The sequence below is a fragment of the Pacificoceanicola niger genome, from assembly GCF_048553275.1.
Classification (GTDB): domain Bacteria; phylum Pseudomonadota; class Alphaproteobacteria; order Rhodobacterales; family Rhodobacteraceae; genus Pacificoceanicola.
Window position 1 is genome coordinate 1 of record NZ_JBLZMW010000007.1, and the last position, 21,588, is coordinate 21,588.

Annotated in this window: 19 protein-coding genes; 2 read left to right on the top strand and 17 right to left on the bottom strand. The window is 63.0% G+C overall.

Annotated elements, in window-relative coordinates:
- Positions 1–262: 262 nt before the first annotated feature.
- The 4 genes from ACN2XU_RS10535 to ACN2XU_RS10550 are packed head-to-tail and all read right to left on the bottom strand — an operon-like array spanning position 263 to position 5,204.
- The gene (locus ACN2XU_RS10535; RefSeq protein WP_419410396.1) at positions 263–2,608 is read right to left on the bottom strand and encodes a hypothetical protein; all 2,346 of its coding nucleotides are present in this window, start codon (positions 2,606–2,608) and stop codon (positions 263–265) included.
- Complete coding sequence (locus tag ACN2XU_RS10540) at positions 2,605–3,570, bottom strand: thiopeptide-type bacteriocin biosynthesis protein (protein ID WP_419410397.1); 966 nt, start codon at positions 3,568–3,570, stop codon at positions 2,605–2,607. Before ACN2XU_RS10540 ends, ACN2XU_RS10535 begins: the two co-directional genes overlap by 4 nt.
- 22 nt (positions 3,571–3,592) lie before the next feature.
- Positions 3,593–5,038 (bottom strand): lanthionine synthetase LanC family protein, encoded by a 1,446-nt coding sequence (locus ACN2XU_RS10545; RefSeq protein ID WP_419410398.1) that lies wholly within the window; start codon positions 5,036–5,038, stop codon positions 3,593–3,595.
- On the bottom strand, positions 4,956–5,204 hold the full coding sequence (locus ACN2XU_RS10550) for a hypothetical protein (protein ID WP_419410399.1): 249 nt from the start codon (positions 5,202–5,204) through the stop codon (positions 4,956–4,958). The genes ACN2XU_RS10545 and ACN2XU_RS10550 overlap by 83 nt, the downstream gene beginning before the upstream one ends.
- A gap of 336 nt (positions 5,205–5,540) precedes the next feature.
- Here ACN2XU_RS10550 and ACN2XU_RS10555 point away from each other — a divergent pair, with 336 nt between their 5' ends.
- Positions 5,541–6,677, top strand: coding sequence for an erythromycin esterase family protein (locus ACN2XU_RS10555; protein ID WP_419410400.1), 1,137 nt, complete (start codon positions 5,541–5,543; stop codon positions 6,675–6,677).
- A 9-nt stretch (positions 6,678–6,686) separates the two neighbouring features.
- On the opposite strand, the gene ACN2XU_RS10560 is transcribed toward ACN2XU_RS10555, so the two are convergent.
- The 6 genes from ACN2XU_RS10560 to ACN2XU_RS10585 all read right to left on the bottom strand — a co-directional run bounded on the left by ACN2XU_RS10560 (position 6,687) and on the right by ACN2XU_RS10585 (position 11,941).
- On the bottom strand, positions 6,687–7,235 hold the full coding sequence (locus tag ACN2XU_RS10560; RefSeq protein WP_419410401.1) for a maleylpyruvate isomerase N-terminal domain-containing protein: 549 nt from the start codon (positions 7,233–7,235) through the stop codon (positions 6,687–6,689).
- On the bottom strand, positions 7,232–8,305 hold the full coding sequence (locus tag ACN2XU_RS10565) for a cupin domain-containing protein (RefSeq protein WP_419410402.1): 1,074 nt from the start codon (positions 8,303–8,305) through the stop codon (positions 7,232–7,234). The genes ACN2XU_RS10560 and ACN2XU_RS10565 overlap by 4 nt, the downstream gene beginning before the upstream one ends.
- A gap of 11 nt (positions 8,306–8,316) precedes the next feature.
- The gene (gene maiA, locus ACN2XU_RS10570; protein ID WP_419410403.1) at positions 8,317–8,961 is read right to left on the bottom strand and encodes a maleylacetoacetate isomerase; all 645 of its coding nucleotides are present in this window, start codon (positions 8,959–8,961) and stop codon (positions 8,317–8,319) included.
- Positions 8,958–9,653, bottom strand: coding sequence for a fumarylacetoacetate hydrolase family protein (locus tag ACN2XU_RS10575; protein WP_419410404.1), 696 nt, complete (start codon positions 9,651–9,653; stop codon positions 8,958–8,960). Before ACN2XU_RS10575 ends, maiA begins: the two co-directional genes overlap by 4 nt.
- Before the next feature lie 78 nt (positions 9,654–9,731).
- Positions 9,732–10,916 (bottom strand): 3-hydroxybenzoate 6-monooxygenase, encoded by a 1,185-nt coding sequence (locus tag ACN2XU_RS10580; protein ID WP_419410405.1) that lies wholly within the window; start codon positions 10,914–10,916, stop codon positions 9,732–9,734.
- A gap of 470 nt (positions 10,917–11,386) precedes the next feature.
- Positions 11,387–11,941 carry a helix-turn-helix domain-containing protein gene (locus ACN2XU_RS10585; protein WP_419410406.1) on the bottom strand — a complete coding sequence of 185 codons (555 nt, stop codon included), beginning with the start codon at positions 11,939–11,941 and terminating at the stop codon, positions 11,387–11,389.
- Positions 11,942–12,100: 159 nt separating this feature from the next.
- Between ACN2XU_RS10585 and ACN2XU_RS10590 the strand changes: the two genes are divergently transcribed.
- Positions 12,101–14,551: a GcvT family protein gene (locus ACN2XU_RS10590; RefSeq protein WP_419410407.1), complete on the top strand. Its 2,451-nt coding sequence runs from the start codon at positions 12,101–12,103 to the stop codon at positions 14,549–14,551.
- Positions 14,552–14,702: 151 nt separating this feature from the next.
- On the opposite strand, the gene ACN2XU_RS10595 is transcribed toward ACN2XU_RS10590, so the two are convergent.
- The 7 genes from ACN2XU_RS10595 to ACN2XU_RS10625 all read right to left on the bottom strand — a co-directional run bounded on the left by ACN2XU_RS10595 (position 14,703) and on the right by ACN2XU_RS10625 (position 21,377).
- Positions 14,703–15,380 (bottom strand): GntR family transcriptional regulator, encoded by a 678-nt coding sequence (locus ACN2XU_RS10595; protein WP_419410408.1) that lies wholly within the window; start codon positions 15,378–15,380, stop codon positions 14,703–14,705.
- A 118-nt stretch (positions 15,381–15,498) separates the two neighbouring features.
- The gene (locus ACN2XU_RS10600; protein WP_419410409.1) at positions 15,499–16,917 is read right to left on the bottom strand and encodes an FAD-binding oxidoreductase; all 1,419 of its coding nucleotides are present in this window, start codon (positions 16,915–16,917) and stop codon (positions 15,499–15,501) included.
- 69 nt (positions 16,918–16,986) lie between these two features.
- Positions 16,987–17,994, bottom strand: a complete 1,008-nt coding sequence (locus ACN2XU_RS10605) for a DctP family TRAP transporter solute-binding subunit (protein ID WP_419410410.1) — start codon at positions 17,992–17,994, stop codon at positions 16,987–16,989.
- A 41-nt stretch (positions 17,995–18,035) separates the two neighbouring features.
- Positions 18,036–19,313 (bottom strand): TRAP transporter large permease, encoded by a 1,278-nt coding sequence (locus ACN2XU_RS10610; RefSeq protein ID WP_419410411.1) that lies wholly within the window; start codon positions 19,311–19,313, stop codon positions 18,036–18,038.
- The gene (locus ACN2XU_RS10615) at positions 19,310–19,813 is read right to left on the bottom strand and encodes a TRAP transporter small permease (RefSeq protein ID WP_419410412.1); all 504 of its coding nucleotides are present in this window, start codon (positions 19,811–19,813) and stop codon (positions 19,310–19,312) included. The genes ACN2XU_RS10610 and ACN2XU_RS10615 overlap by 4 nt, the downstream gene beginning before the upstream one ends.
- A complete protein-coding gene (locus ACN2XU_RS10620) occupies positions 19,810–20,523 on the bottom strand; it encodes an SDR family NAD(P)-dependent oxidoreductase (protein WP_419410413.1) in 714 nt (237 codons plus the stop codon). Before ACN2XU_RS10620 ends, ACN2XU_RS10615 begins: the two co-directional genes overlap by 4 nt.
- Positions 20,520–21,377 (bottom strand): isocitrate lyase/PEP mutase family protein, encoded by an 858-nt coding sequence (locus tag ACN2XU_RS10625; protein ID WP_419410414.1) that lies wholly within the window; start codon positions 21,375–21,377, stop codon positions 20,520–20,522. The genes ACN2XU_RS10620 and ACN2XU_RS10625 overlap by 4 nt, the downstream gene beginning before the upstream one ends.
- Between the last annotated feature and the right edge of the window lie 211 nt (positions 21,378–21,588).

Genomic DNA, 21,588 nt, shown 5'->3' on the forward strand with positions numbered 1-21,588 from the left:
TCCCGTTGTGCGCCTCAGCGCCGCCGGTGAAGGGGGTTCTAAGGTTAGACCAACTGCTCCGCAAGCAGTTTTTTCAGGAAATGTCATTTTTCCTCGAAAAACTATGATTTCTCAATAAAAACAGAGGTATGCAGGCGCGATAGAGGGGAACCTCACCTTGAAAAGAGAGCCTTACCCAGCGTGAACCACGCCGGAACCGCGATTCTCATGGTCACAAAGGCAATCGCCTGCGCCCTCCAAAGCTATTGTCGACGAATAGCCATTACCGAGGCAGAATCTCTGGGCTCAGACACGCATCGTCCGGGTAGAATCGCAAAACGAGTTCCGACTCGATGGATCCCCGCGCCCCACCATCGCCCAGTGTCATGATCAGCGCTTCCGGGTTCGGGAGCTTCTCCGCGATATGGACGCGGCCAGCGGCCCGAACCTTCTTTTCAAGGATCCGCAATGCGGGGACGCTTTCGAGATCCACTGTCACGAAGTCGACTTCCCCGGGTGCGCCGACTTCAACGAAACGGGACAGCCCTCTTTTCCCGCGCAGCGTTTCAATCCAGCGCAGTCGCACTGAGGTCTCCGCACCGTCCGGCCAAAGGTCCTCAGCGGAGATGGCAACAACCTCCGGACACAGGACGATGCCGTCCAGCACTGTCACACGCGGCCAGTGATCGCGCGTCTCCCCGGAGGTCATCAACCTGCGCAGGCTTTGATAGTGCACAGGCAGAGACAGCGGCGCAGCGGCGGAAAGCGTTTTCTGAAGCTGTTTCCAAGGCGCGGCGCTTGTCCGGGTCGCGTGGCAAATCGGCCAGATCTTCTGCGATCCCACCCGGCAGGTCGTCCCCCCCGGACCGCGAGAGAAGCGTAGAGACGCCGGATCGACATACGTGCCATTCTCCGGGTCCTGGGCGAAATAGGCGCGCGCATCGGGATGGCCCGTCCAAAGCGATGTATAGAGAGGGCGGCGTACGGCATTGTCGGCGCGCTCTGAATACGGCGGCGCTACAACCTCGACAAAGACAAAGCCGGTGCGCCGTTCGATCCGCCGCAGGAATGCCCTGTAGCGCGCGTGCCGCGCTTCCATTTGGTGCCGCATCCCTGCGCTCTGTGACAACCCCTCTGCCATCCGCGAATCCAAAGTGGCCGCCGGCCAGATTCCCTTGATCAGCAGCAGCGGATCTTCAGGGTCGCCGCCAACCCGTACCACCACATCCACCGGCCAGAAGAGCGGCAGCTCAGGCGCAGCCAGTCTACGGAGTTCGGCATCGGTGAGCGTGATCTGTCTTGCCCCCTCGGTCAGCGGCAAGGGCCACCGAGGCACGACGGGCGGCGGCGCGTCAGTCCCGCGTAACCCGGACCCGGAGTCCGCTGTGACACTGGGCGCGCCATTCTGTTTCAGATGCTCCTCGACCAGACTGCTTTTCAACGTATCGGCAAAACTCCACGACCGCGCCTCGCCCTGCCGGTCAATGGCGCGATACGGTGGCTCGAACAGGGCGAGGCTGCGCAAAATGGTTGGCAAGGCTCGCTCCAACCTGCGATAGAGCCGATCCGGAAGCGCGCCGCCCGTATCGCGGTAGACATCGGTCCAGGGATACGGTTCGGGCATATCCTCCGGTACGCTGCTCTGCCGATACGCCCCGGTGACATCGCAACAGGCCTCCAACACGCCGTTCCCCGCAAGATCCCGCAGGAGCCTGCGCGCCGCCGTCGGGTCGGGGACGCCGGACAGCAGATTAGAGACCGACACCGCGCCTTTGCGAAGCTTTGCCATGACTGCGGCGATATCTTCTGTCATGGCGAGAATCGCAAAACTGGGGGTCCCCGCCTCATCGACGACGACCGACACACAGTCGCCCTCTTCAATCCAATGCAGCGGGTTCAAGGCAACGCGGTCCGCGCCCCGAGGCCAGCCGCTGTTGATCGCGGCCTGTGCCGCGCACTGCGCGCGACGGACGCTTTCGCTGCAGTGGATGTGAAACCCCGGCAGGATGGTCGGCGCAGGCATGCCGTCCGCAACCGGGATGAGCGACACGTGGCTGAGCCAATCGCGCGGCGTCGCCTCCACGCTGGCGCGGGTGATCACCTGCCAGGCACGCTCCAGATAGCGTTGTCGTTTCTTGGTCGGGCCACCGGATGGCGGCGCGCCGAGCCGCCGAAGCAGAAATTGCGCCATCGCATCATCCGTAGCAAGCGCCCCCGGCAGATCAAGCATGCGTGCCTCTTCCTCAGCAACCCGCGCGGTGAAGGCCTCCCGCGCGCGCTTCAATCCAATCAACGCCCGCCGCTGCGCCATGATCCGACCCGCCAAATCGCGTGCCTCCGCGCGCCGCGCGATTGTGTCAGCCTCCTCAATCAGCGCGCGGCTCGGGCGGCGCGCCGCATGCAGAGCACGCCGAAGCGCGAGCAACCGGTTGCGCTGCCCATCCGAAAGCCACGGCAGCGGCACAAGTGTCTCGCCAATCTGCGCGGCCACGGCCTGCGCCTCTTCGGCCGCAATGGTTTCACGCGTTTGCAAGGCCCGGCAGGCCGCGAACAGCGCCGGATTGCCGCCGCGCAGCCAAAGCCGCACGGGCAGCGCATTGGCGCGAACCAGCGCTGCATCGCGGCTCATGCCGCCGACCCCCGCCGATCCGAACGGCGATGGGCCAACGTCTCAGCGATCAGACCCTGCTCAACCGGGGACAGCCCGGCCCGATTCCAGTGATAGATCGTAAAGAGTGCCGCCGCCTGCCGTGCCCCGATCCGACACTCGGGCCGGCGAAAATACCCGTGGCGCCACCGTGCTGCCGCCGCCATCATTGCGCTGGCCTCATTTCGGACGAGCGTGTCAGCGTCCCCCGCTTCCGACCACCAACGCAGCACAGGCGCGGTCAATGCCGCTTGCTCCTCTCGCGTGGTGAAACTCTGCGGAGGCAGGCGTCGCCCGGCACCGTCGACCACCTGGCTCCAGACGCCCAGATCCTCCCAACCGACGATCTCCAGCCCGTCAAGCACCGCGCGCAGCAGGGCAAATGACGCGCGCCACGTCTCCGTTTGTCCGCGCCCGCCCTCCGTGCCAAACCAGTTCAGCCAGGCAAGCGTGTCGAGCGTAAAAAGCGCATGGACATGAGTCATCGACTGCGGGCCGCCGAAAAGCTGGCATTCCGGTTCGTAAAGACCAAAGCCATAATCCGTGATAAGTCCAGCCCCGCGCCATGCGCCCGCTTGGTCATGAAGACGCGCGCGCAGTGCGTTCGGCGCCCGGCTCGCCTCGAACCGAAGCCGAAGGCCCGGAGGCTTGCGCATGAAGAAGTGGTTGGTGATCTGATCGTCCGCCAACAGGTCGATCGCCAGGTCCCGGATCGCACCGAACAGCGCAGGCAGGTCCGTCACCTGTGCGTAACCGACCTCCATCTGCACCCAGTTTCCGCGCTCTTGTCTTTGTTTGAGCGCAAGCGCGCCACCTTTGATGAAACACTCCAGCGCGCCGGCATCGCCGGTTGCTGCCTCCGCGTCGAGACCTTTGGCCCTCAGCATCGCGGCCCAGCGAGCCTGCAGCCTCCGCAGCCGTTCGGCGTCTTCAGACATGGCCATGATTTGTCCCCCTGCTCTGCGATCAGCGTAATGTCAGATGATGCAGCCAGCCCCGGTCCGCACCGGCCGCGGTCAGCAAAATGGCGGCGATACCCCCGGCCCCACTCAGAAGCGACATGTTGCCCGTGGCGAGTTCCAGAACCGCCTCGCGCCGCGCCAGAACATACTCCACAAGGGCATCGCGGAGCGCAGCCGCCCCGTTGAGACCGGCATGGCGCGCAAAGGCATCCGCCGTGATCAATGTGCCCGCTGCGCCGTGGCAGAGGCTCAGCGCGTCATCCGCGCCCGCGTCGTCTATATAAAGGTCCGCGTCGAACCGGGCGCAGAAGCTTTGCATGGCACGAACCGCGCGGTCCTGCTGCCGCGTATCGCCAAGCACTGTCGCCCCGTCGAACAGCACCCAGGCATTGCCCGGCGCACCATAGCACCACGCCTGCCGGGCATTGAAACCTGTCGGTTGCGGACCGCCGTCGCTGCCGACCGGCGGCCAGGTCATCAACCCCAACGCATCGGTGATCATCTCCTGCTCAAGCCAGTCACAAAGGCGCCTTAGCGCCGCTTGTCGCCCTGGATCAGGCGAAAACACGCGCATCGCCCGTATCAACGCCGCGCACACCCCGGCCAGACCATGGCCCAGACCGGCGTTGATCCGGCCGATGTTGAAAGCGCTGCGCGGGTCGATGTCGTCACCCGCCCGGAAGGCTTCAAAGCCCGGCGTGACACAGAGCGCCGCCAGATGGTCGAGCGCCGGGCGCACCATATGCTCCGCCGTATCCTCGCTGCTCCCCGCGATAATGACGCCGGATGGCCCCATAAAATAATCATAATCCCGCCAGCTCACGTCGGAACTGCGCCATGTCATTGCTGCCAGCGCCTCCGGCGTTCTGGCACACACATCGCGGTAAAGGCCGTCGATCGACGGGATCACCCGCCGGGCCGCCCGAAGCGCCGCGAGAAATCCGGAAAGACCGCCAAACGGGCCAATGCCCGCAAAATCCTGCGGACAGGACTCCAGCCATGTCAGCAGGGCAGCCTCCACAAGCCCGCGCTTGTCCGGCGCCATATCATGAAGCGCCACCGCAGCCAGAACAGGCCCGGCATCGTGTCCACACCGATCCGCACCTCCGCCAGCGCAATAAATATCGAGAACGTCCACCGCGAGACGGATGCTTTCCGCCCGCCTTTGATCTGCGCTGAGGGCGTGGGACAGACCTGCCTCCATGGCCGTCCATCGCGGCTCAGTCGGATTTGATACGGGGTGTAGGGTCATGAGAATGCCTGTGTGCTGAAAACTACGAACCGGATCCTGGCCAAAAATGCGGCCGCCGGGACATTTGGGCGCCCGGCCAACGGATCGACCGGACACCACCTGAGACCTGACGACCTCAGCCTTTCTGGCGCGCGACAGCCAGCAGCTTGACGATCTCGCGGCCGGTGAGCGGGCGGTCTTCGCCCGGCAACAGCACATTCATCAGCTCATTGGCGACGCAGTTGGTGCACGTGTTCGTGTCGCAGTTCGTGCAGCCGTTGGTATCCCCATCCGCGGCCAGCCCAATGCCAAGGCGGCCGGTCCGCAGGACGCGGCTTTCAAGCGCACTGAGCCGCGCATCTAGTTCTTTGGTAAAATCAGCCATTTTTGTTCTCCTCAAATGAAAATGTGTTGGACTGAAATGGTCTGCCAACAGGCAGAGACTACCTGCACTCCTCCTTTGGTTGAACTCCGGAATCCACGCATTGACATCCAAAAATACGTCATATTCCCTTAAAAATATGATTCTTTTGAGATTTTAGAGGCCCCTCTTCACGCCATGACCTCGTAACGAATCCATACCTTTCCGACCGATTGAAACCCGTATAAATTGCAAATATAGATCGCGACTCCAGCCCCTTGCACCGTGCAACGGATTTCAACAAACTCGGCGGCATGCGGCTCGCGATCTGCCGATATCCGCCGCTGCCGCCAGAAACCCATGACCCGCGACTCCATCCAATCCATGCAAGCAGAGGCGCACCCGCTGCCCACAGGCGCAGGTGGACCGGACGTGACGTTCTTGCTTCCCCTTCTGGACGGGGCTTCAGTCATCGGGATTGGGGAGCCGACGCATGGAGATGCAACTTCGCTGCAGTTGAAGCAGGCGCTGATTGCCGCGCTGGCAAACAAGGCACCGACGCCTGTCGTTGCCTGGGAACGGGGGCCGGGGCATGTCACCGAGACGCTGAACCGCCTCCACGCCAACGTGGCACCACCAGAAGAACAGATGCGGTTTCTCTACCCTTGGGTCAGCGGCGAGGCACACGCGCTGTTTGAATGGCTCGCGCGCACCGACACGCCCGAGGTGCACGGGATCGACATGGACGGCCCGGTGCCGCATACGCTCTTCGATACGCTGGCCGTGCCGGACCCGGATCATGCGCGTGCGCTGATGGCGCGATCACGCGGGCCCGAGCCGGAACACGCCGCACTGCGCGCGCTTGAAAGCTGGGCCCTCGCGCAAGCGCGCAACACAAATCTCGCGCCGCGGCAGCAGATCCTTGTCTCCTCCACGGCACAATGGGCACGCTTTCGCCTCGCCACGCTCAGCGACGATCCAGACGCCGGGCGAACTGCGCAGGCACTGCGCGATGGCTGCATGGCCGACAATGTGCTGGACCTCGCAGATCACAGCACGCCGGTGATCTTTTCTGCTCACAACGGGCATGTGTCCCGAAAATCCAACATGGCCGGGGGCCGTCTGTTGGAACGTCTGGGCGAGTCATACCGCGCGGTTGGTATGGCGTTTGGCACTGGGAGTTTCTGCGCCGGGACGGCCAAGGGTGACAGTTTCGATCCGAAACTGGTGGTTTTCGATGCAGACCGGCCCCCGCCCGGCAGTTTCGAACAGATCCTGGCGCAGTATGCGCTGCACACGTTCTGCCTCGACCTGCGGCCATTGCGCGGCACAGGACATCCTTTGGCACGCCCCTGCTTGATGCGAGAAGTCTCGCTCGCCGGCGGGCGCCCGCAATTTTCGATCACCGCAACACCTGCCGACCTTTATGATATCGTGATCTGGATGGAGGCCATCACGCCGGTCACTGTGCGTCGCGGCCCCGACAGCTTCTGGTAAGACCTGTGATCAGCCCCGCAGCGGTTCCGGAATATCGGACACCCGGCCACCGTTGTTCAGATCGACAGCCGCCCACCAGATCGCCCGCGCCCGAATCCGCGCGCCCGCCCGCGCAGAAACGCTCTCCCCGGACCGCAGCACCACAGTTCGATCCCCCCCGGACACGGGCAAATCGCGCCACTCCACGTCAAGATGTTTGGCCGAATGGTGAAACAGATGACGCAGCGCGCGGTCGGGCAGGCTGACTGCCGAGGCAAGATCCGGCCGCCACGCAGCCTCTTCACCGACGAGCGGGCCGCGCAGTGCCTGAAGCGCCAGGGCCATCTCCCGCGCCTGATGACTGATATCGGCAATGAGATGGCGGCGTGTCCAACCGTCCCGCAGTGCCGGCGCCGCCAAAGCCGCATCGCTCAGCGCGTTGAGCTTGCGCGCGAAATAGGCCGTGCCGCGCCGTGCCAGCAAAAGGTCCCCGTGCGGGGCCGTCTCTGCGTCATAGCGTGCGCCCCCGCCCTGCCGCGCGCGAAAAGCCTCCCGCGCCGCATCGAACCCGATGCTCATCCGTCCGCGACCTGTGTGCGCATGAACCCGAGCCGTTCCATGATCGGCGCATCGGAAAAACGGAACAGATCGAACTGCGTCTCGGCCTGAAGGGACCAAGAGACCCAACTCGGCACCACGAAGAGATCGCCCTTCTCCAGCTTGCGCACCTCCTCGTTCAACACAACGCTGCCCGCCCCGTCGAAGACCTGAAACACCGATGAGCCGACCTCCTGCCGCGCGGGCGTTTCGGTCCCCGCGCGCAGCCGATGAAATTCGCAGCGGATCGTGGGCATCACGTCGCCGCCGTTCGTCGGATTGGTATAGCGCACCGCCGCATGGCCCGGCCCGACGGTCGCGGGACTGCCTTCATCCTCCAGCAAGAGCTGCTGGGTCAGCGCCTGATCCGTGAACTCCCAGCGGTAGGCGCCGATGGGCGACGACACCGTGTCCTGAAGCTGTGACAGCGGACGCAGGCCGGGATGACACCACAGCCGCTCACCCTGGCTGTAATTCGGCGTGGCATTGTCGGTGACGCGCTCGGCCCCGAATTCGAAAAAGCCCACGTCCATCTGCTGGCTGAACGGAATGTCCAGCCCGTCGATCCACGCCATCGGCTCGGTCGCGACATTGTGGTGGCCGTGGAAGTTCCAGCCCGGCGTCAGCAGCAGATCGCCGCGCGACATCCGCACCGGATCGCCATTGACCACGGTCCAGACACCCTCGCCCTCCACCACGAAGCGGAATGCATTTTGCGAATGACGATGCTCCGGGGCGTTCTCTCCGGGGCAAAGATACTGGATCGCGCACCACAGCGTCGGCGTGACATAGGCCCGCCCGCCAAGGCCGGGATTGGCCAGACCGATGGCGCGGCGTTCACCGCCCCGCCCCACCGGCACCAGATCCCCGGACCGCTCGGCCAGCGGCAGAAGATCGGACCATTTCCAAACGTGAGGCACCGCCTTCGGCTTGGGATGCACGGGCATCAGATCACCGGTCTGGGTCCAGAGCGGCTTCAGGTGGTTGTCCTCGAACCCCTTGTAAAGCGCCCGCAGGTCCGGCGTGTCCTCGGGTTGCATGGCATTGTCCATGGGCCTCTCCTTCAACTGGCGTCAGGTTGGCGCGGCGGCGCCGCATCGGCAAAGGCCGGCAAGGCATCGAGTGCTTCGAAAATTCGCGCCACCGTCGACCATCTGTCGAGTGCGATGCCAAATCGTTTGTTGTTCCAGACCTGCGCATAAAGGCAGATATCCGCCAGCCCCGGCGCATTGCCGTGGCAATATACGCCGGTGTCCGGGCTTTGCAGCGCCTGCTCAAACGGATCGAAAGTGGCTTCGACCCAATGGGTGAACCACGCCACCTGCGCTGCGTCGTCCGCTCCGAACTGATCGCTCAGCCGCCGCAAGACCCGAAGATTGTTAAGCGGGTGGATCTCGCAGCTGATCATATAAGCCAGCCCCCGAACCCGCGCCCGTCCCAACGGGTCGGCGGGCAACAGAGCAGGCTCCGGCTGCGTCTCCTCCAGCCATTCGATGATCGCCAGCGACTGCGTCAGCGTGGTGCCATCCCCAAGCTCCAGTGCCGGCACCAGACCCTGTGGATTTCTGGCCAGAAACCCAGGCGCCCGATGCTCCCCCTCACGCAAGGCATAGGCCACATACCCATACTCCATCCCCTTCAGGTTGAGCGCCGCCCGCAGGCGGGTGGAGGTCGAAGAGCGGAAATAATTATGCAGCGTCAAAGTCATGCAGGGGCCCCAATGATCGTGGTGAGATCACCCAGCCCATCAACCGAAACCACGCAAACATCGCCGGGCTGCAACGGGCCAACCCCGGCAGGTGTACCCGTCATGATCAGATCACCGGGTCTCAGCTCCATGGACTGCGACAGGATCGAGATGATCTCGGGGATCGACCAGATCAGCTCCGACAGATCCGCTTCCTGCTTCACCGCCCCGTTCACCGTCAAGCGGATCGCCCCTTTCGACGGATGCCCGACGCGCGAGACCGGAAACACCGGCCCAATCGGCGCCGAGCGATCAAACCCTTTGCCAAGATCCCAAGGGCGCCCTTGCTCGCGCGCCATCAGTTGCAGATCGCGCCGCGTCAGATCATTGCCCACCGCATAGCCCCAGACATGACCCAGCGCGTCGGCTTCGGCAATGTTCACACCGCCCGTTCCGATCACGGCGACCAGCTCTGCCTCATGATGGAGGTTCGCCGTCTGCGGCGGATAGGGAACCGTTGCGCCATCCTCGACCACCGCATCCGCAGGTTTGAGGAAAAAGAACGGCGGATCACGATCCGGATCCTTGCCCATCTCCCGCGCATGGGCGGCATAGTTGCGCCCGATACAGAAAATGCGCCGCACTGGAATACGCTCCGCGCTGCCTGCAATGGCGACGGTGGGAGTGGGCGCTGCCTCAAAGGCCAAATCCATGGTCATGTTCCTTGCGTCGTTCAGGCACACAGGCCTGCTTCTTCTTCTCTGCAAAAATATCCAAAAAGGCGGGACGTTTCAGCTTTCCAGCCCGTTCGAACCATAGAGCCAATTCAGCTGCCGATACCAATCGTCTGGCAACATGCCCTTCATCACATGATTGCGCACGGCCGCTTTGGCGTCGTCCGGGTGGTAGATGTATTCCCCGATCAGGCGCGAATTCATCTGCACGCGTGCGGTGCGAACCCGGCGCATCCCCTGATAGCGCTGCAAGCCGCCCTCGACGGTTTCACGATCCATAGCCATGCAATGCGACAACGCCACCGCGTCCTCCATCGCCATGCAGGCGCCCTGCGCAAAATACTGCAGCATCGGATGCGCCGAGTCGCCCAGCAGCGCCACGCGCCCGTCCACCCAATTCGAAATCGGATCCCGGTCGCAGAGCACCCAGAGCTTCCAGTTTTCGCCATGCTCGATGATCTGGCGCGCCTTTGGGTGGATGTGTTCGAAACCCTGTGCCACCTCTTCCTTCGACACCGGGCGCCCGGCAATCGCCTCCCGCACGTCGCGGTGATAGGTCACGACAAGGTTGTAAACCTTGCCGCCTTTCAGAGGATAATGAACGATGTGGCACTTCGGCCCCGCCCAGAGAGTCGCCGCATTCCAGCGCAGATCTTCTGGCATCTGGTCTTTCGGGATGACCGAACGATAGGTCGTATGGCCGGAAATGCGCGGCGCGCCATCCCCGACAAGCTGCGCGCGAATAGGCGAGCGCAGCCCCTCGGCAGCGATCAGGAACAGGCCTTTGATCGGATCGCGATCCTTGAGGAGGACCGTCGCGCTGTCGCCGTCTTGCGCATATCCGGTGACGGCATGGCTGGTCCGAATATCAACCAGCGGGCTGTCCTCGCAAAATTTCAAGAGCACGCCGTGCAGATCGGCCCGGTGCACCACTGCATAGGGGTTGCCATAGAATTTTCGAAACGGCTCATCGAGCGGAATATGCGTGATATCCTCGGCGGTCTGCGCATCCATCAAACGCAGTGCGTCGATGTAGACCGCTACTGCACGCGCCTCATCCCCTATCCCGAGATAGTCGAAACAGTGAAAGGCGTTCGGGCCGATCTGGATTCCCGCGCCGATCTCGCCCATCTTCGATGCCTGCTCAAAAACGATCGACCGAAGACCTTTGCGGGCAAGGCCGCAGGCCGCCGCCAGACCGCCGATACCGCCCCCGGCGATAAGAATGGGAAGATCGGTCATGTGAGGGTCCTTTCAGAATGGCAGCCCGAAGCGCGGCAGTGGGCGGTCGACACAAGAGATGCCAAGGAAAACCGGGCAACAGCGCGCCCAAGGATCGGTAGATGAGAGCGCCTCGCGACGCCGCAGGTCCAATCATGCTCCATCCGCCCCTCCCAACGCGCTGCAACACCGATTTAGTATGTATGCTTATTAATAGGCAGACCCGACACGCCAGTCAACAAAAAGATCATCACCCCGAGGCGATCCCACGCAGACTGGACACTGACATTGGCAAGACGGCGTTGAACCCGCGCGACGCCGGACTTGCAGGGGCCTAAAGCGATCCGCCCGTCCATCCGGCGCATGGCACCCTGCTCCGCCTCGTCCGCGCCTTCAGGGGTGGGCGGAGGACCATGAACCGCCGCCTGAGGCGCATGATCCTCCCGGCATTTTCCACACGGTCGGACACGTCCGCATGTTGGATAAACACCTCAGTAAACCGGTGGCGCAACGACCCAGAGTGCCACGGCAGGATCATCCCCCGGGTTTTCCCAACCATAGCTTTTCTGCTGAAACTGAAAGCTGTCGCCCGCCGACAGCGACAGGCTCAAATCCTCGAAGGTCAGGACCAGCCTGCCGGAGATCAACATGCCGCCATTCTCCGTGGCGCGCACCGGCTTCATGCCACCGGACGTGGCGTGCGGGGCGAAGGTCGACTTGATCATCTCGAACGCGCCGTCCAACCCCGGAGAAAGCAACTCCTCGACCAACCCGCTTTCCTGCGTGCCCAGCGCCGTGCGATCCTTGGCCCGCACCACCAAACCTTTTTCGTCTTCGTTTTGCCCCAAAGACCTGAAAAAGAACGAAATATTGACGTCAAACAACGCAGCGACCTGTTCGAGATCGCGAATTGACGGTTGCGCCTGCCCCCGTTCGATCAAGCTCAGCCATCCCGGCGAGCGACCGATGGCGTCAGAAAGAGACTGCAAGGTCATCTTGCGAGATCGCCGCATGGCGCGGATATCCGAACCGACCTGACTGCTCACACTGCGTCTCCTTGCTACGCGCACGAGAGACCACAAATTCCGAGAAAAAACAAGAATTTTAAAAATTTCACAGAGATTGTGACTACTGGTAAAATTTCTTGTTGATTTTTTACCGCCATGCCTGCTCCATGAAGCCAACACATCACATGAGGTCTCACCATGACTGCCCTTCCGTCAACGGCGCGCGTCGTCATCATCGGTGGAGGCATCTCTGGCTGCTCCGTCGCGTACCATCTGGCGAAACTCGGCTGGACGGACATCGTGCTACTGGAACGCAAGCAACTGACCTGCGGCACCACCTGGCATGCCGCCGGTCTTGTCGGGCAATTGCGCGCAAGCAACAACATGACCCGGTTGGCAAAATATTCCGCCGATCTGTATCGTACGCTGGAGGCGGAAACCGGGCTGGCCACCGGGCTACGGCAATGCGGCTCGATCACCGTTGCCCTGACGGGGGAACGCCGGGAAGAGCTGCGCCGGCAGGCGGCCATGGCACGGGTGTTCGGCGTCGAGGTGAACGAGCTGTCTCCCAGGGACATTCTCGATATCTACCCTCACCTTAACATGGACGGCGTGGTGTCCGGGGTGCATCTTCCCGGCGACGGCCAGGCCGATCCGGGCAATGTCGCGCTGGCGCTGGCCAAGGGCGCGCGGATGATGGGCGCGCGAATTGTCGAAGGCGTGATCGTCAACGAGGTCACCGAAGCAGGCGGCCGTGTCACTGGCGTGACGTGGCAACAGGGAGACGAGACCGGCACGATCAGCACGGACACCGTAGTGAATTGCGGCGGCATGTGGGGCCGGGATCTGGCCGCGCGCAATGGCGTCACCCTGCCGCTGCATGCCTGCGAACATTTCTACATCGTCACGGAAACCATCCCGGAGCTGACGCAGTTGCCGGTACTGCGCGTCCCCGATGAATGCGCCTACTACAAGGAAGACGCGGGCAAGATCCTACTGGGTGCGTTTGAGCCAAAGGCAAAGCCATGGGGCATGACCGGCATTCCCGCCGATTTCTGCTTTGATCAGCTGCCCGAAGACTTTGACCACTTCGAGCCGATCCTGCAAACCGCCTGCGACCGGATGCCGATGCTGGCCGAAGCGGGGATTCACACCTTCTTCAATGGACCGGAGAGTTTCACCCCCGATGACCGGTATTACCTCGGCGAAGCGCCGGAGTTGGCGGGATACTGGGTCGCTGCCGGCTACAATTCAATCGGGATCGTCTCGTCCGGCGGGGCCGGCATGGCGCTGGCACAGTGGATGAACGATGGCGAGCCGCCCTTCGATTTGTGGGAGGTCGACATCCGCAGGGCACAGCCGTTCCAGAAAAACCGCCGCTATCTGCAAGAGCGTGTCACGGAAACGCTTGGCTTGCTCTATGCGGATCATTTCCCCTATCGGCAGATGGCGACCGCGCGGGGGATCCGCCGCTCGCCGCTGCATGAGCATCTCAAGGCGCGCGGTGCAGTCTTTGGCGAAGTTGCAGGCTGGGAGCGTGCCAATTGGTTCGCCGAGGCCGGGCAACAGGCAGAGTACGCATACAGCTGGAACCGCCCGAATTGGTTCGAAAACAGCCGCGCCGAACATATGGCCCTGCGCGAAGGCGTCGGCCTGCTGGATATGACCTCCTTTGGCAAGATCCGGGTCGAAGGCCGCGATGCGCTGACCTTCCTGCAGGAGGTTTGCGCAAACGACATGGACGTTGCGGCAGGCAGGATCGTCTATACGCAAATGCTCAATGAGCGCGGCGGAATCGAGTGCGACCTGACGGTGACACGGCTGTCTGAGACGGTTTTCTTTCTCGTCGTGCCCGCCGCCACGCTGCAGCGCGATCTGACCTGGCTGCGCCGTCACGTCAGGAACGCTTTTGCCGTCGTCACCGATGTCACCGCCGCCGAGGCCGTGCTGCCCTTGATGGGGCCAAAGGCCAGAGACCTGCTGGCAACGCTGTCGCCCGCGGATCTGTCGAACGCGCATCATCCCTTTGGCACCGCCCGCGAGATCGAGATCGGCATGACGCTGGCCCGCGCGCATCGCGTGACCTATGTGGGCGAGCTCGGCTGGGAGCTTTACGTACCGACCGATCAGGCCGCCCATGTCTTCGAGACCCTGATGGAGGCGGGCATGGCTCACGGCCTGCGGCTCTGCGGGCTGCACGCCATGGACAGCTGCCGGATCGAGAAGGGCTATCGTCACTACGGGCACGATATCAGCGGCGAGGATCATGTGATCGAGGCGGGCCTTGGTTTTGCGGTCAAGCCGGACAAGGGCGCGTTCATCGGCCGCGAGGCCGTTCTGCGCAAACGCGAGGCCGGGCTGGAGCGCCGATTGCTCCAGTTTCGTCTGACCGACCCCGACCCGCTGCTTTTCCACAATGAGCCGATCCTGCGGGACGGAAAGATCGTCGGCTACCTGACCTCGGGCAATTATGGTCATGCGCTCGGCGGCGCCGTTGGTCTTGGCTACGTGCCTTGCCGCCACGCGGGCGAGACAGGCGCAGAGATGTTGGCTTCCGAATACAAGATCGACGTGGCCGGGCGCGTGGTGCGCGCCGAAGCATCGCTTCGCCCCTTCTACGATCCGAAATCGCAACGCGTGCGCGCCTGAGGCCCCCCTGCCCCACAACTCCGGCCGCATCCCGGCCCGGACCTCATGAAGGTATGACGAATAACCAGAATGCGGGAAGGCGAAGATCCGCATCATGAGCCGCGCTGTCCAACTCATGCAGGCGTAAACGGTTTCAAGACCCGGACCGGGATCAGGCGGTCTTGGACAACTCGTCGATTGCATCCGCGCGGATGCTGGTAATGTGCCGGCGCAGCACGGTGTCGACGCGGTCCCAATCCCGCGCGCGCAGGCCCTCGACGATCTCGACGTGCTGGTCGAAACTGGCTTCGCGCCGCTGTTTGAACCGTGCGTTCAGCGCAGTCCGGATCGTCGCAATCCGCGCCTCGACGAGGTGAAACGCATTCTGAACAAGGCGGTTGCCGCAATGATCGAAGAATAGGTTGTGAAAGACGGTATCCAGCCGGACATAGCCGATTTCGTCCCCCGCCTGCATCCGTTCCCGCATCTGCTCGATGGTCTTGTCCAGCTCCGCCAGAAAGGCGTCGGGTTTGACCTGCATCGACAGGCGCAAAGCCTCGCGCTCCAACATCAGACGATAGTCGCAAATCTCGCCGACGTCCTCGATGGTCGGGACAAAGACAAAGCTGCCGCGTTTGGGTTTCACCGTGACCAGACCGGTGAATTGAAGCGCGCTCAGCGCGTCGCGAACCGGTGTGCGGCTGACCCCGAATGCGGCGGCGAGCTTGTCCTCGGAAATGTTCTCGCCAAATCCGTAATGCCCCTCGATGATCGCCGCGCGCAACTTCTGGACTACGATCTCGGTCAGGGTCTTGGGCTGCTCGATGCGCATCTTGGTGTCGGACGTCATGCCATCGGGCCTCCCGTTGATTGATCAGACGATACCCTAGCCCGCAGGGGCACCTGCGGCAACGTCCGAGAGGCCCCCGGGCTGGTACAGAGGCCTGACACGAGAGACGGTGACGGGGTCATTCCGGCGATTCAGAAGCTGGCCGGTCAATCACCTTGCCCGGGTTGAGCAACCCCTTGGGATCAAGAGCCGCCTTGATCCGAGCCATCAGCGCCAGTTCGCGGTCTGACCGGGTATACCCGAGATAGGGTTTTTTTAACAGTCCGATCCCGTGCTCGGCGGACACTGTCCCGCCGAACTGGCGCACGGCGTCATAAACGATGCCGCTGATCGGACTGGCCGCCTGATCGGCGGCGGCACGGTCAAGCGCAACGATATGCAGGTTCCCATCACCAATATGACCGTAATAGACCGAGAGCGACTCGGGCATCGCCTCGATCAGCCGCGCGCGACACGCACGTGAAAAGTCGTCCATTTTCGCGACCGGCAAACCGATATCAAAGGCGCAGTGCGGGCCAAGCACCGTCTGGAACTCAGCACAGGCATCCCGCACACCCCAAAAATCGCGCACATCAGACAGGCTTTGCGAGATGGCGGCGTCTTCGATCACACCGGCCTCGTACTGTGCCTCGATCCACGCCATGAAACGCGGACTGTCGATGGCCTCGTCCAGCCCCTGCGCTTCGAGCAGAACATAGAGACCGTGAGTGCCCTCCAACGGGCTGCGCGTACCGACGGTCTGTGTCACCATTTGCCAATAATCCGGCCACATCACCTCGAAGGCCGACAGCATCGGCCCAAGCCCACGCCGCGCGGCGGCCAGCAGCGCCAGAACATCGTCATAGGATTTCAGACCGCAGAGTGCCGCGTTGACACAGCCCGGCTTCGGATGCATGCGCAGCACGGCGCGCGTCACGATCCCCAAGGTGCCTTCCGAGCCAATGAAAAGCTGTTTGAGATCGTAGCCCGCGTTGTTCTTGATCATCTTGTTCAGACCGGAAATGAGCGTCCCATCCGGCAGGACATATTCCAGCCCAAGGATCATCTCGCGGGTCATGCCATAGCGGATCACCCGGTTGCCGCCCGCATTGGTGCCGATGTTCCCGCCGATGTGGCAGGAGCCCCGCGCGCCAAGATCCAGCGGGATAAAGAACCCAGCCTCATCCGCTGCCTTCTGAATCACCTCCAGCGGCGTTCCGGCCCGCACCGTCATAGTCGCCGCCGCCGGGTCGATTTCCTCGATCCCGGTCATGCGTTCGAGCGAGATGGCAACGGCACCCGCGATCGGATGCGCCCCGCCCGCAAGCCCGGTCAATCCGCCCTGCGGCACCATGGGCACGCCATGGGCCTGACAGATGCGCACAGCCTCTGCTACCTCCTCCGGTGAAGCCGGCCGCACCACCGCCAAGGGCGCGACGTCCGGAAGAAAACTGGTGTCGTGAAAGTTACGGGCTGGCAAGTCGGCACCGCTCAGAAACGCAGCGCCGGGAAAGGCCGCGACCAGATCGGCAAGGCAGGGAGCAGTGTCCAGAGGCATCGTCGTATCACTCGAATAAGGAAAAGGGGGCCGGCGCCCGGGGAGTGGGCGGGCGCCGGCAAGCTGGCTTCAGTTTCGGATCTTGCCCAGCTCTTCCATCAGACGGTCAAAGTTGTCTTTGCCGACCGATTCCATGGATGTCTCGTATACCGGAGCCACCAATTCGCGCAGCTTGTCCATTTCGGCCACGGGCAGCTCGGAGATTTCCATGCCCTCGGAGGTCAGCTTCTCCGCCGATTCCCCGACCGCAGCGCGCGAACGTGCGATCTGCGCGTCACGCGCCGTCGCGGCACAGGACATGATCAATGCCTGTTCGTCCCCGTTCAGCCCGTCCCAGACGGTCTTGTTCATCAGTGCCGGGTTCGGCGAATAGGCATGGCGCGTCAGCGTGAGGTACCTCTGCACCTCGTAGAACTTCGTCGCCTCGATCAGCGGCAGCGGGTTTTCCTGCCCGTCGACAGCACCGGTTTCCAGCGCGGTAAAGACCTCGCCGAAGGCCATCGGCACCGGGTTCGCCCCGAGGCGACGGAACGTATCGAGGAAGATCGGGTTCTGCATGACACGGAAATTCAAGCCCTCGAAATCCGATACGGCCTGGATCGGGTGCTTGGAGTTGGTGGCGTTGCGGAAACCATTCTCCCAGATCGACAGCAGGATCAGGTCATGTTGCGGCATCTTCTCGGCAAGATAATCGAAGAAGGGGCCGGTCATGATGGCGTCGACTTCTGCGTCGTTGGCGAACATGAACGGCAGGCTGAACACGCCAAGCGCCGGTTCGATCCCCGCGATGGCGGCGGAGCCCGTCACGACCATCTCGATAGAGCCCGAGCGCGTCGATTGCGTCGCGTCGGCGTCGTCACCCAGCTGGCCCGAGTAGAATCCGCGCAGCTTCATCTTGCCTCCGGAGCCCTCTTCCATGCAGGTCGACATAGCTGCGATGCCGGTCGCGATCGGGTGGTCCTTGGCCGCCCCGCTCGACACCTTGAAGGTGTGTTTGCCATACTCGGCCGCCATCGCGGGCGAGGTCAGCGCCGTGGCGCAGAGCGCTAGAGTGGCAAATGCCTTGCTCAGTTTCATTGTCAGTCTCCTCCTTGTTTTGGTTCGTAATAGACTTTGGGTCACCTGAGCCACTCCAGCGGCGTCAGGACAAGTTGCGGGAAAATAACCAGCAAAATCAAAACGGTGATCTGTGCGATCAGGAACGGCGCGGCGCCCTTGGCAACCCGGTGCAAGGGCACGCCGGAGACGCCCGCCGACACGCTCAGCACGATGCCAACCGGCGGCGTCACAAGCCCGATGGCGCAGTTGATGACAAACAGCACCCCGAAGTAGATCGGATCGATTCCCGCCTCTTCGACCACCGGCAACAGCACCGGCGCCAGGATCAGGATCGTCGGACCCATATCCAGCATGGTCCCGATCATCAGGACCAAGGCCATGATCGCGATCAGCAGCAGCGTCGGACTGTCCACAAGCGGCCCGACCAGATCGAGCACGATGCCCGACAGGTCAGCGATGGTGATGAACCATGCGGTGGCCAACGCGGCAGCGGCGAGCATCATCACCACGGCTGTCGTCAATGCCGCCTTGCGGAAGACATCGAACAGATGGCTCACTTTGAGTTCGCGGTGCACCACCATCCCGACAAAGACGGCATAGACCGCAGCGATCACGGCGGCTTCGGTCGGTGTCACAACGCCAAAGCGGATGCCGCCGAGGATGATTACCGGCATGCCGAGCGACCAAAGCGCCGTGCGCGCCTCGCGCAGGCGCACACCCCAGCCCTGGCGCGGCAAGGCGGGGACCTGGTCGCGCCGCGCCACGATCAGCCAGGCGATGATCGCCCCGACACCCATCATGATCCCGGGAACGATCCCCGCCATGAAAAGCTGTGTGATCGACAGGTTCGTCGCGACGGCAAAAACGATATAGGCAATCGAGGGCGGAATGATCGGCGCGATCACCCCACCGGATGCCATGAGTCCCACAGAGCGCGCCTCGTCATGGCCGGATTCCTTCATCATTGGCAGCATGATTGCGATCAGCGCCGCACTGTCCGCCGCCGCCGACCCTGAGAGCGATGCAAGGATGATCGCGGCAAAGATCGCCACCACGCCAAGACCGCCACGCAGGTGGCCAACAAAGGCCATGGCAAATCCGATGATCCGCTTGGACATGCCGCCGGCGTTCATCAACTCGCCCGCAAGCAGGAAGAACGGGATCGCAAGAAGGGAGAAGTTGTTCGCTCCAACCACCATCCGTTGCGCGACGATCTGCGGGTCGAACAGATCCATCTGCAGGCCCATGGCGGCCGCGCACAGCAGAAGCGCAAAGGCGACCGGGACGCCAATGACCAGCGAAACGCCAAGGACGACGACAAACAGAAGGAGGGTCATTCCAGTCCCTCCACGTCATGGCTTGCGGCGTCCTGAAGCCGCCCCGTGGCATAGCCAAAGGCCCGCAGCCCCGCCATCACCCCCACCATCAACGACATCGGGATCAGCACGCCAAAGACCCAGATCATCGGCATGCGCGTCACCGGCGCGATATTGGTCGCGTTGACATGGAATTGCTGAAGCGTCCCGACGAGGATCAACACGCAACAGCCAAGCACAAGAAGATTGGCTATGGTCAGCAGGACGCGGCGCGTTCCGGGAGAAACGCTCGTCACAACCAGATCGAAGCCCATGTGCATGTTGTGGCGCATCGCCACGATGGCACCGAGAAAAATCAGCCAGACGAAGAAAAAGCGCGACAGCTCTTCAGAGATGTCGATGCCCGATCCGAACCCGTAGCGCAGCACCACATTGGCAAAGACCATCACGGTCATACCCGCCAGAAGAAAGACGAGCAGCCAGTCCAGCGCCCTGAAAAAGAGATCAATGGCTTTTGTCATCGCCGTCCTCCCGCAATTCTGAGACTCTCTCCAGTGGCGTAGGAGGCCTTGAACAGCAGCCAATCCGCCGCCTCGGCCACCTCTTCCGGTGTGCCCATGCGGCCCATCGGAATGCCTGCTTCGGCCTGCGTGCGGGCTTCGGCGCTGCCGAGAACAGCGCTTTGGATCGGCGTGTCGATGATCCCCGGCGCCAGCGCATTCACCCGCACCTCCGGCGCCAGATCACGCGCCAATGCCCGGGTCAGGGCAAGGATCGCGCCCTTGGACGCGCCATAGCTGGCAAACCCCGGCGCGCCGCCATTCTCACCGGCAATAGAAGCGATGTTGACAATCGACGCCTGCGGATGCGCGACGCGGGCGTTCAGAAAGGCCGACGTCACCTGCATCATCCCTGTAACGTTGATTGCCAGAATGCGGCTTACCTCCACGGGATCAATCGCCTGCCAGTCCATGCGACCGCCCAGAATGCCCGCATTGTTCACCAGATGCGTGGGCGCGTTCAGGGCCTTTCCGGCCTCTGCCACTGCCGTCGCGTCTCCTACATCCACGACACGCCCGTCCGCCAAGGGACCAAGGTCGGCGCAGGTTGCCTCAAGCGCCGCGCCCGACACATCCCACAGGATCGCCCGCGCACCGCGTGCCACGACCCTTTCGGCCACGGCCCGGCCAATGCCAGAGGCACCGCCGGTTATCAGAACGGCCGCGTTCATTCGCCGTGCCTGTGGGCAAAGGCCTGATGACCGACAAGATCCACCAAGTCGCAGAAATCGGCATAGCTCAGCGCATCTCCGCCACCCGGCAGGCCGCTGTCCTTCAGCCGGGCCAGGGCGTCGGCGCTGGCCCGGGTTGCGGCGAACAAGGCCGTGACCGCATACATCACCACGGAAAAGCCAAGCTCGCGCACATCGGCGATGCCGAGCTGTGCGGCGTCGGTGCCATCCACAAGGCTCAGCACCTTGGGCCCCTCGACACGTCTGGCAATCGCCTCAACCTCGGCGCGGGTCTTGACCCCGTCGACGAAAATCAGATCGACGCCGGTATCGCGGAACCGCGCCGCGCGGGCGACAGCCTCGTCCATGCCCTGCGCTGGCAACGCGTCGGTCCGCCCGATCAGGACAATATCGCCATCGCCGCGCGCCTCGACGGCGGCGCTCAACCGGGCTGCGGCCTCTGCAGGATCGACCAGTCGCACGCCCGCCAGTTGCCCGCATCGTTTTGGCGACACCTGATCCTCCAGATGCATGGCCGCAACGCCGCCCTGCATGTATTCGCGCACGGTCCGCGCCACGTTGAGCGCGCCGCCATACCCGGTATCGGCGTCGGCGATCACCGGGATATCAACAGCGCGCACAAATGCCCGGGCGTGATCGGCCATTTCCGTCTGCGTCATCAGACCAAGATCGGGCTGCCCAAGGCGCACCGCCGTGGCCCCGAGCCCGGTCATGTAAACCGCATCAAATCCAAGCCCTTGCACCAGCCGTGCGGTCAACGCATCGGCCGCGCCGGGTGCGACGACCAACCTGTTCTCGCGCAGGCTCGCGCGCAGCGCAGACGCTCCTGTCATCCCTGTCTCCTCCCACGTCACGCCGTCCTCCCGGCGCGTCGAGACGCTCGGCGTCTCTGTCATGAAATATGTAACATGTAACACGGCAGGTTCGTCAAGTGGCTTGATAAGGCCGCCTTTCCAATCCGACTTTCAGGCCAGATGTCCGGCGCCGGCACCCCGGAACAGAAAACGAAAAAGGGCGCCGAAACCGGCGCCCTGATCCTTGCGA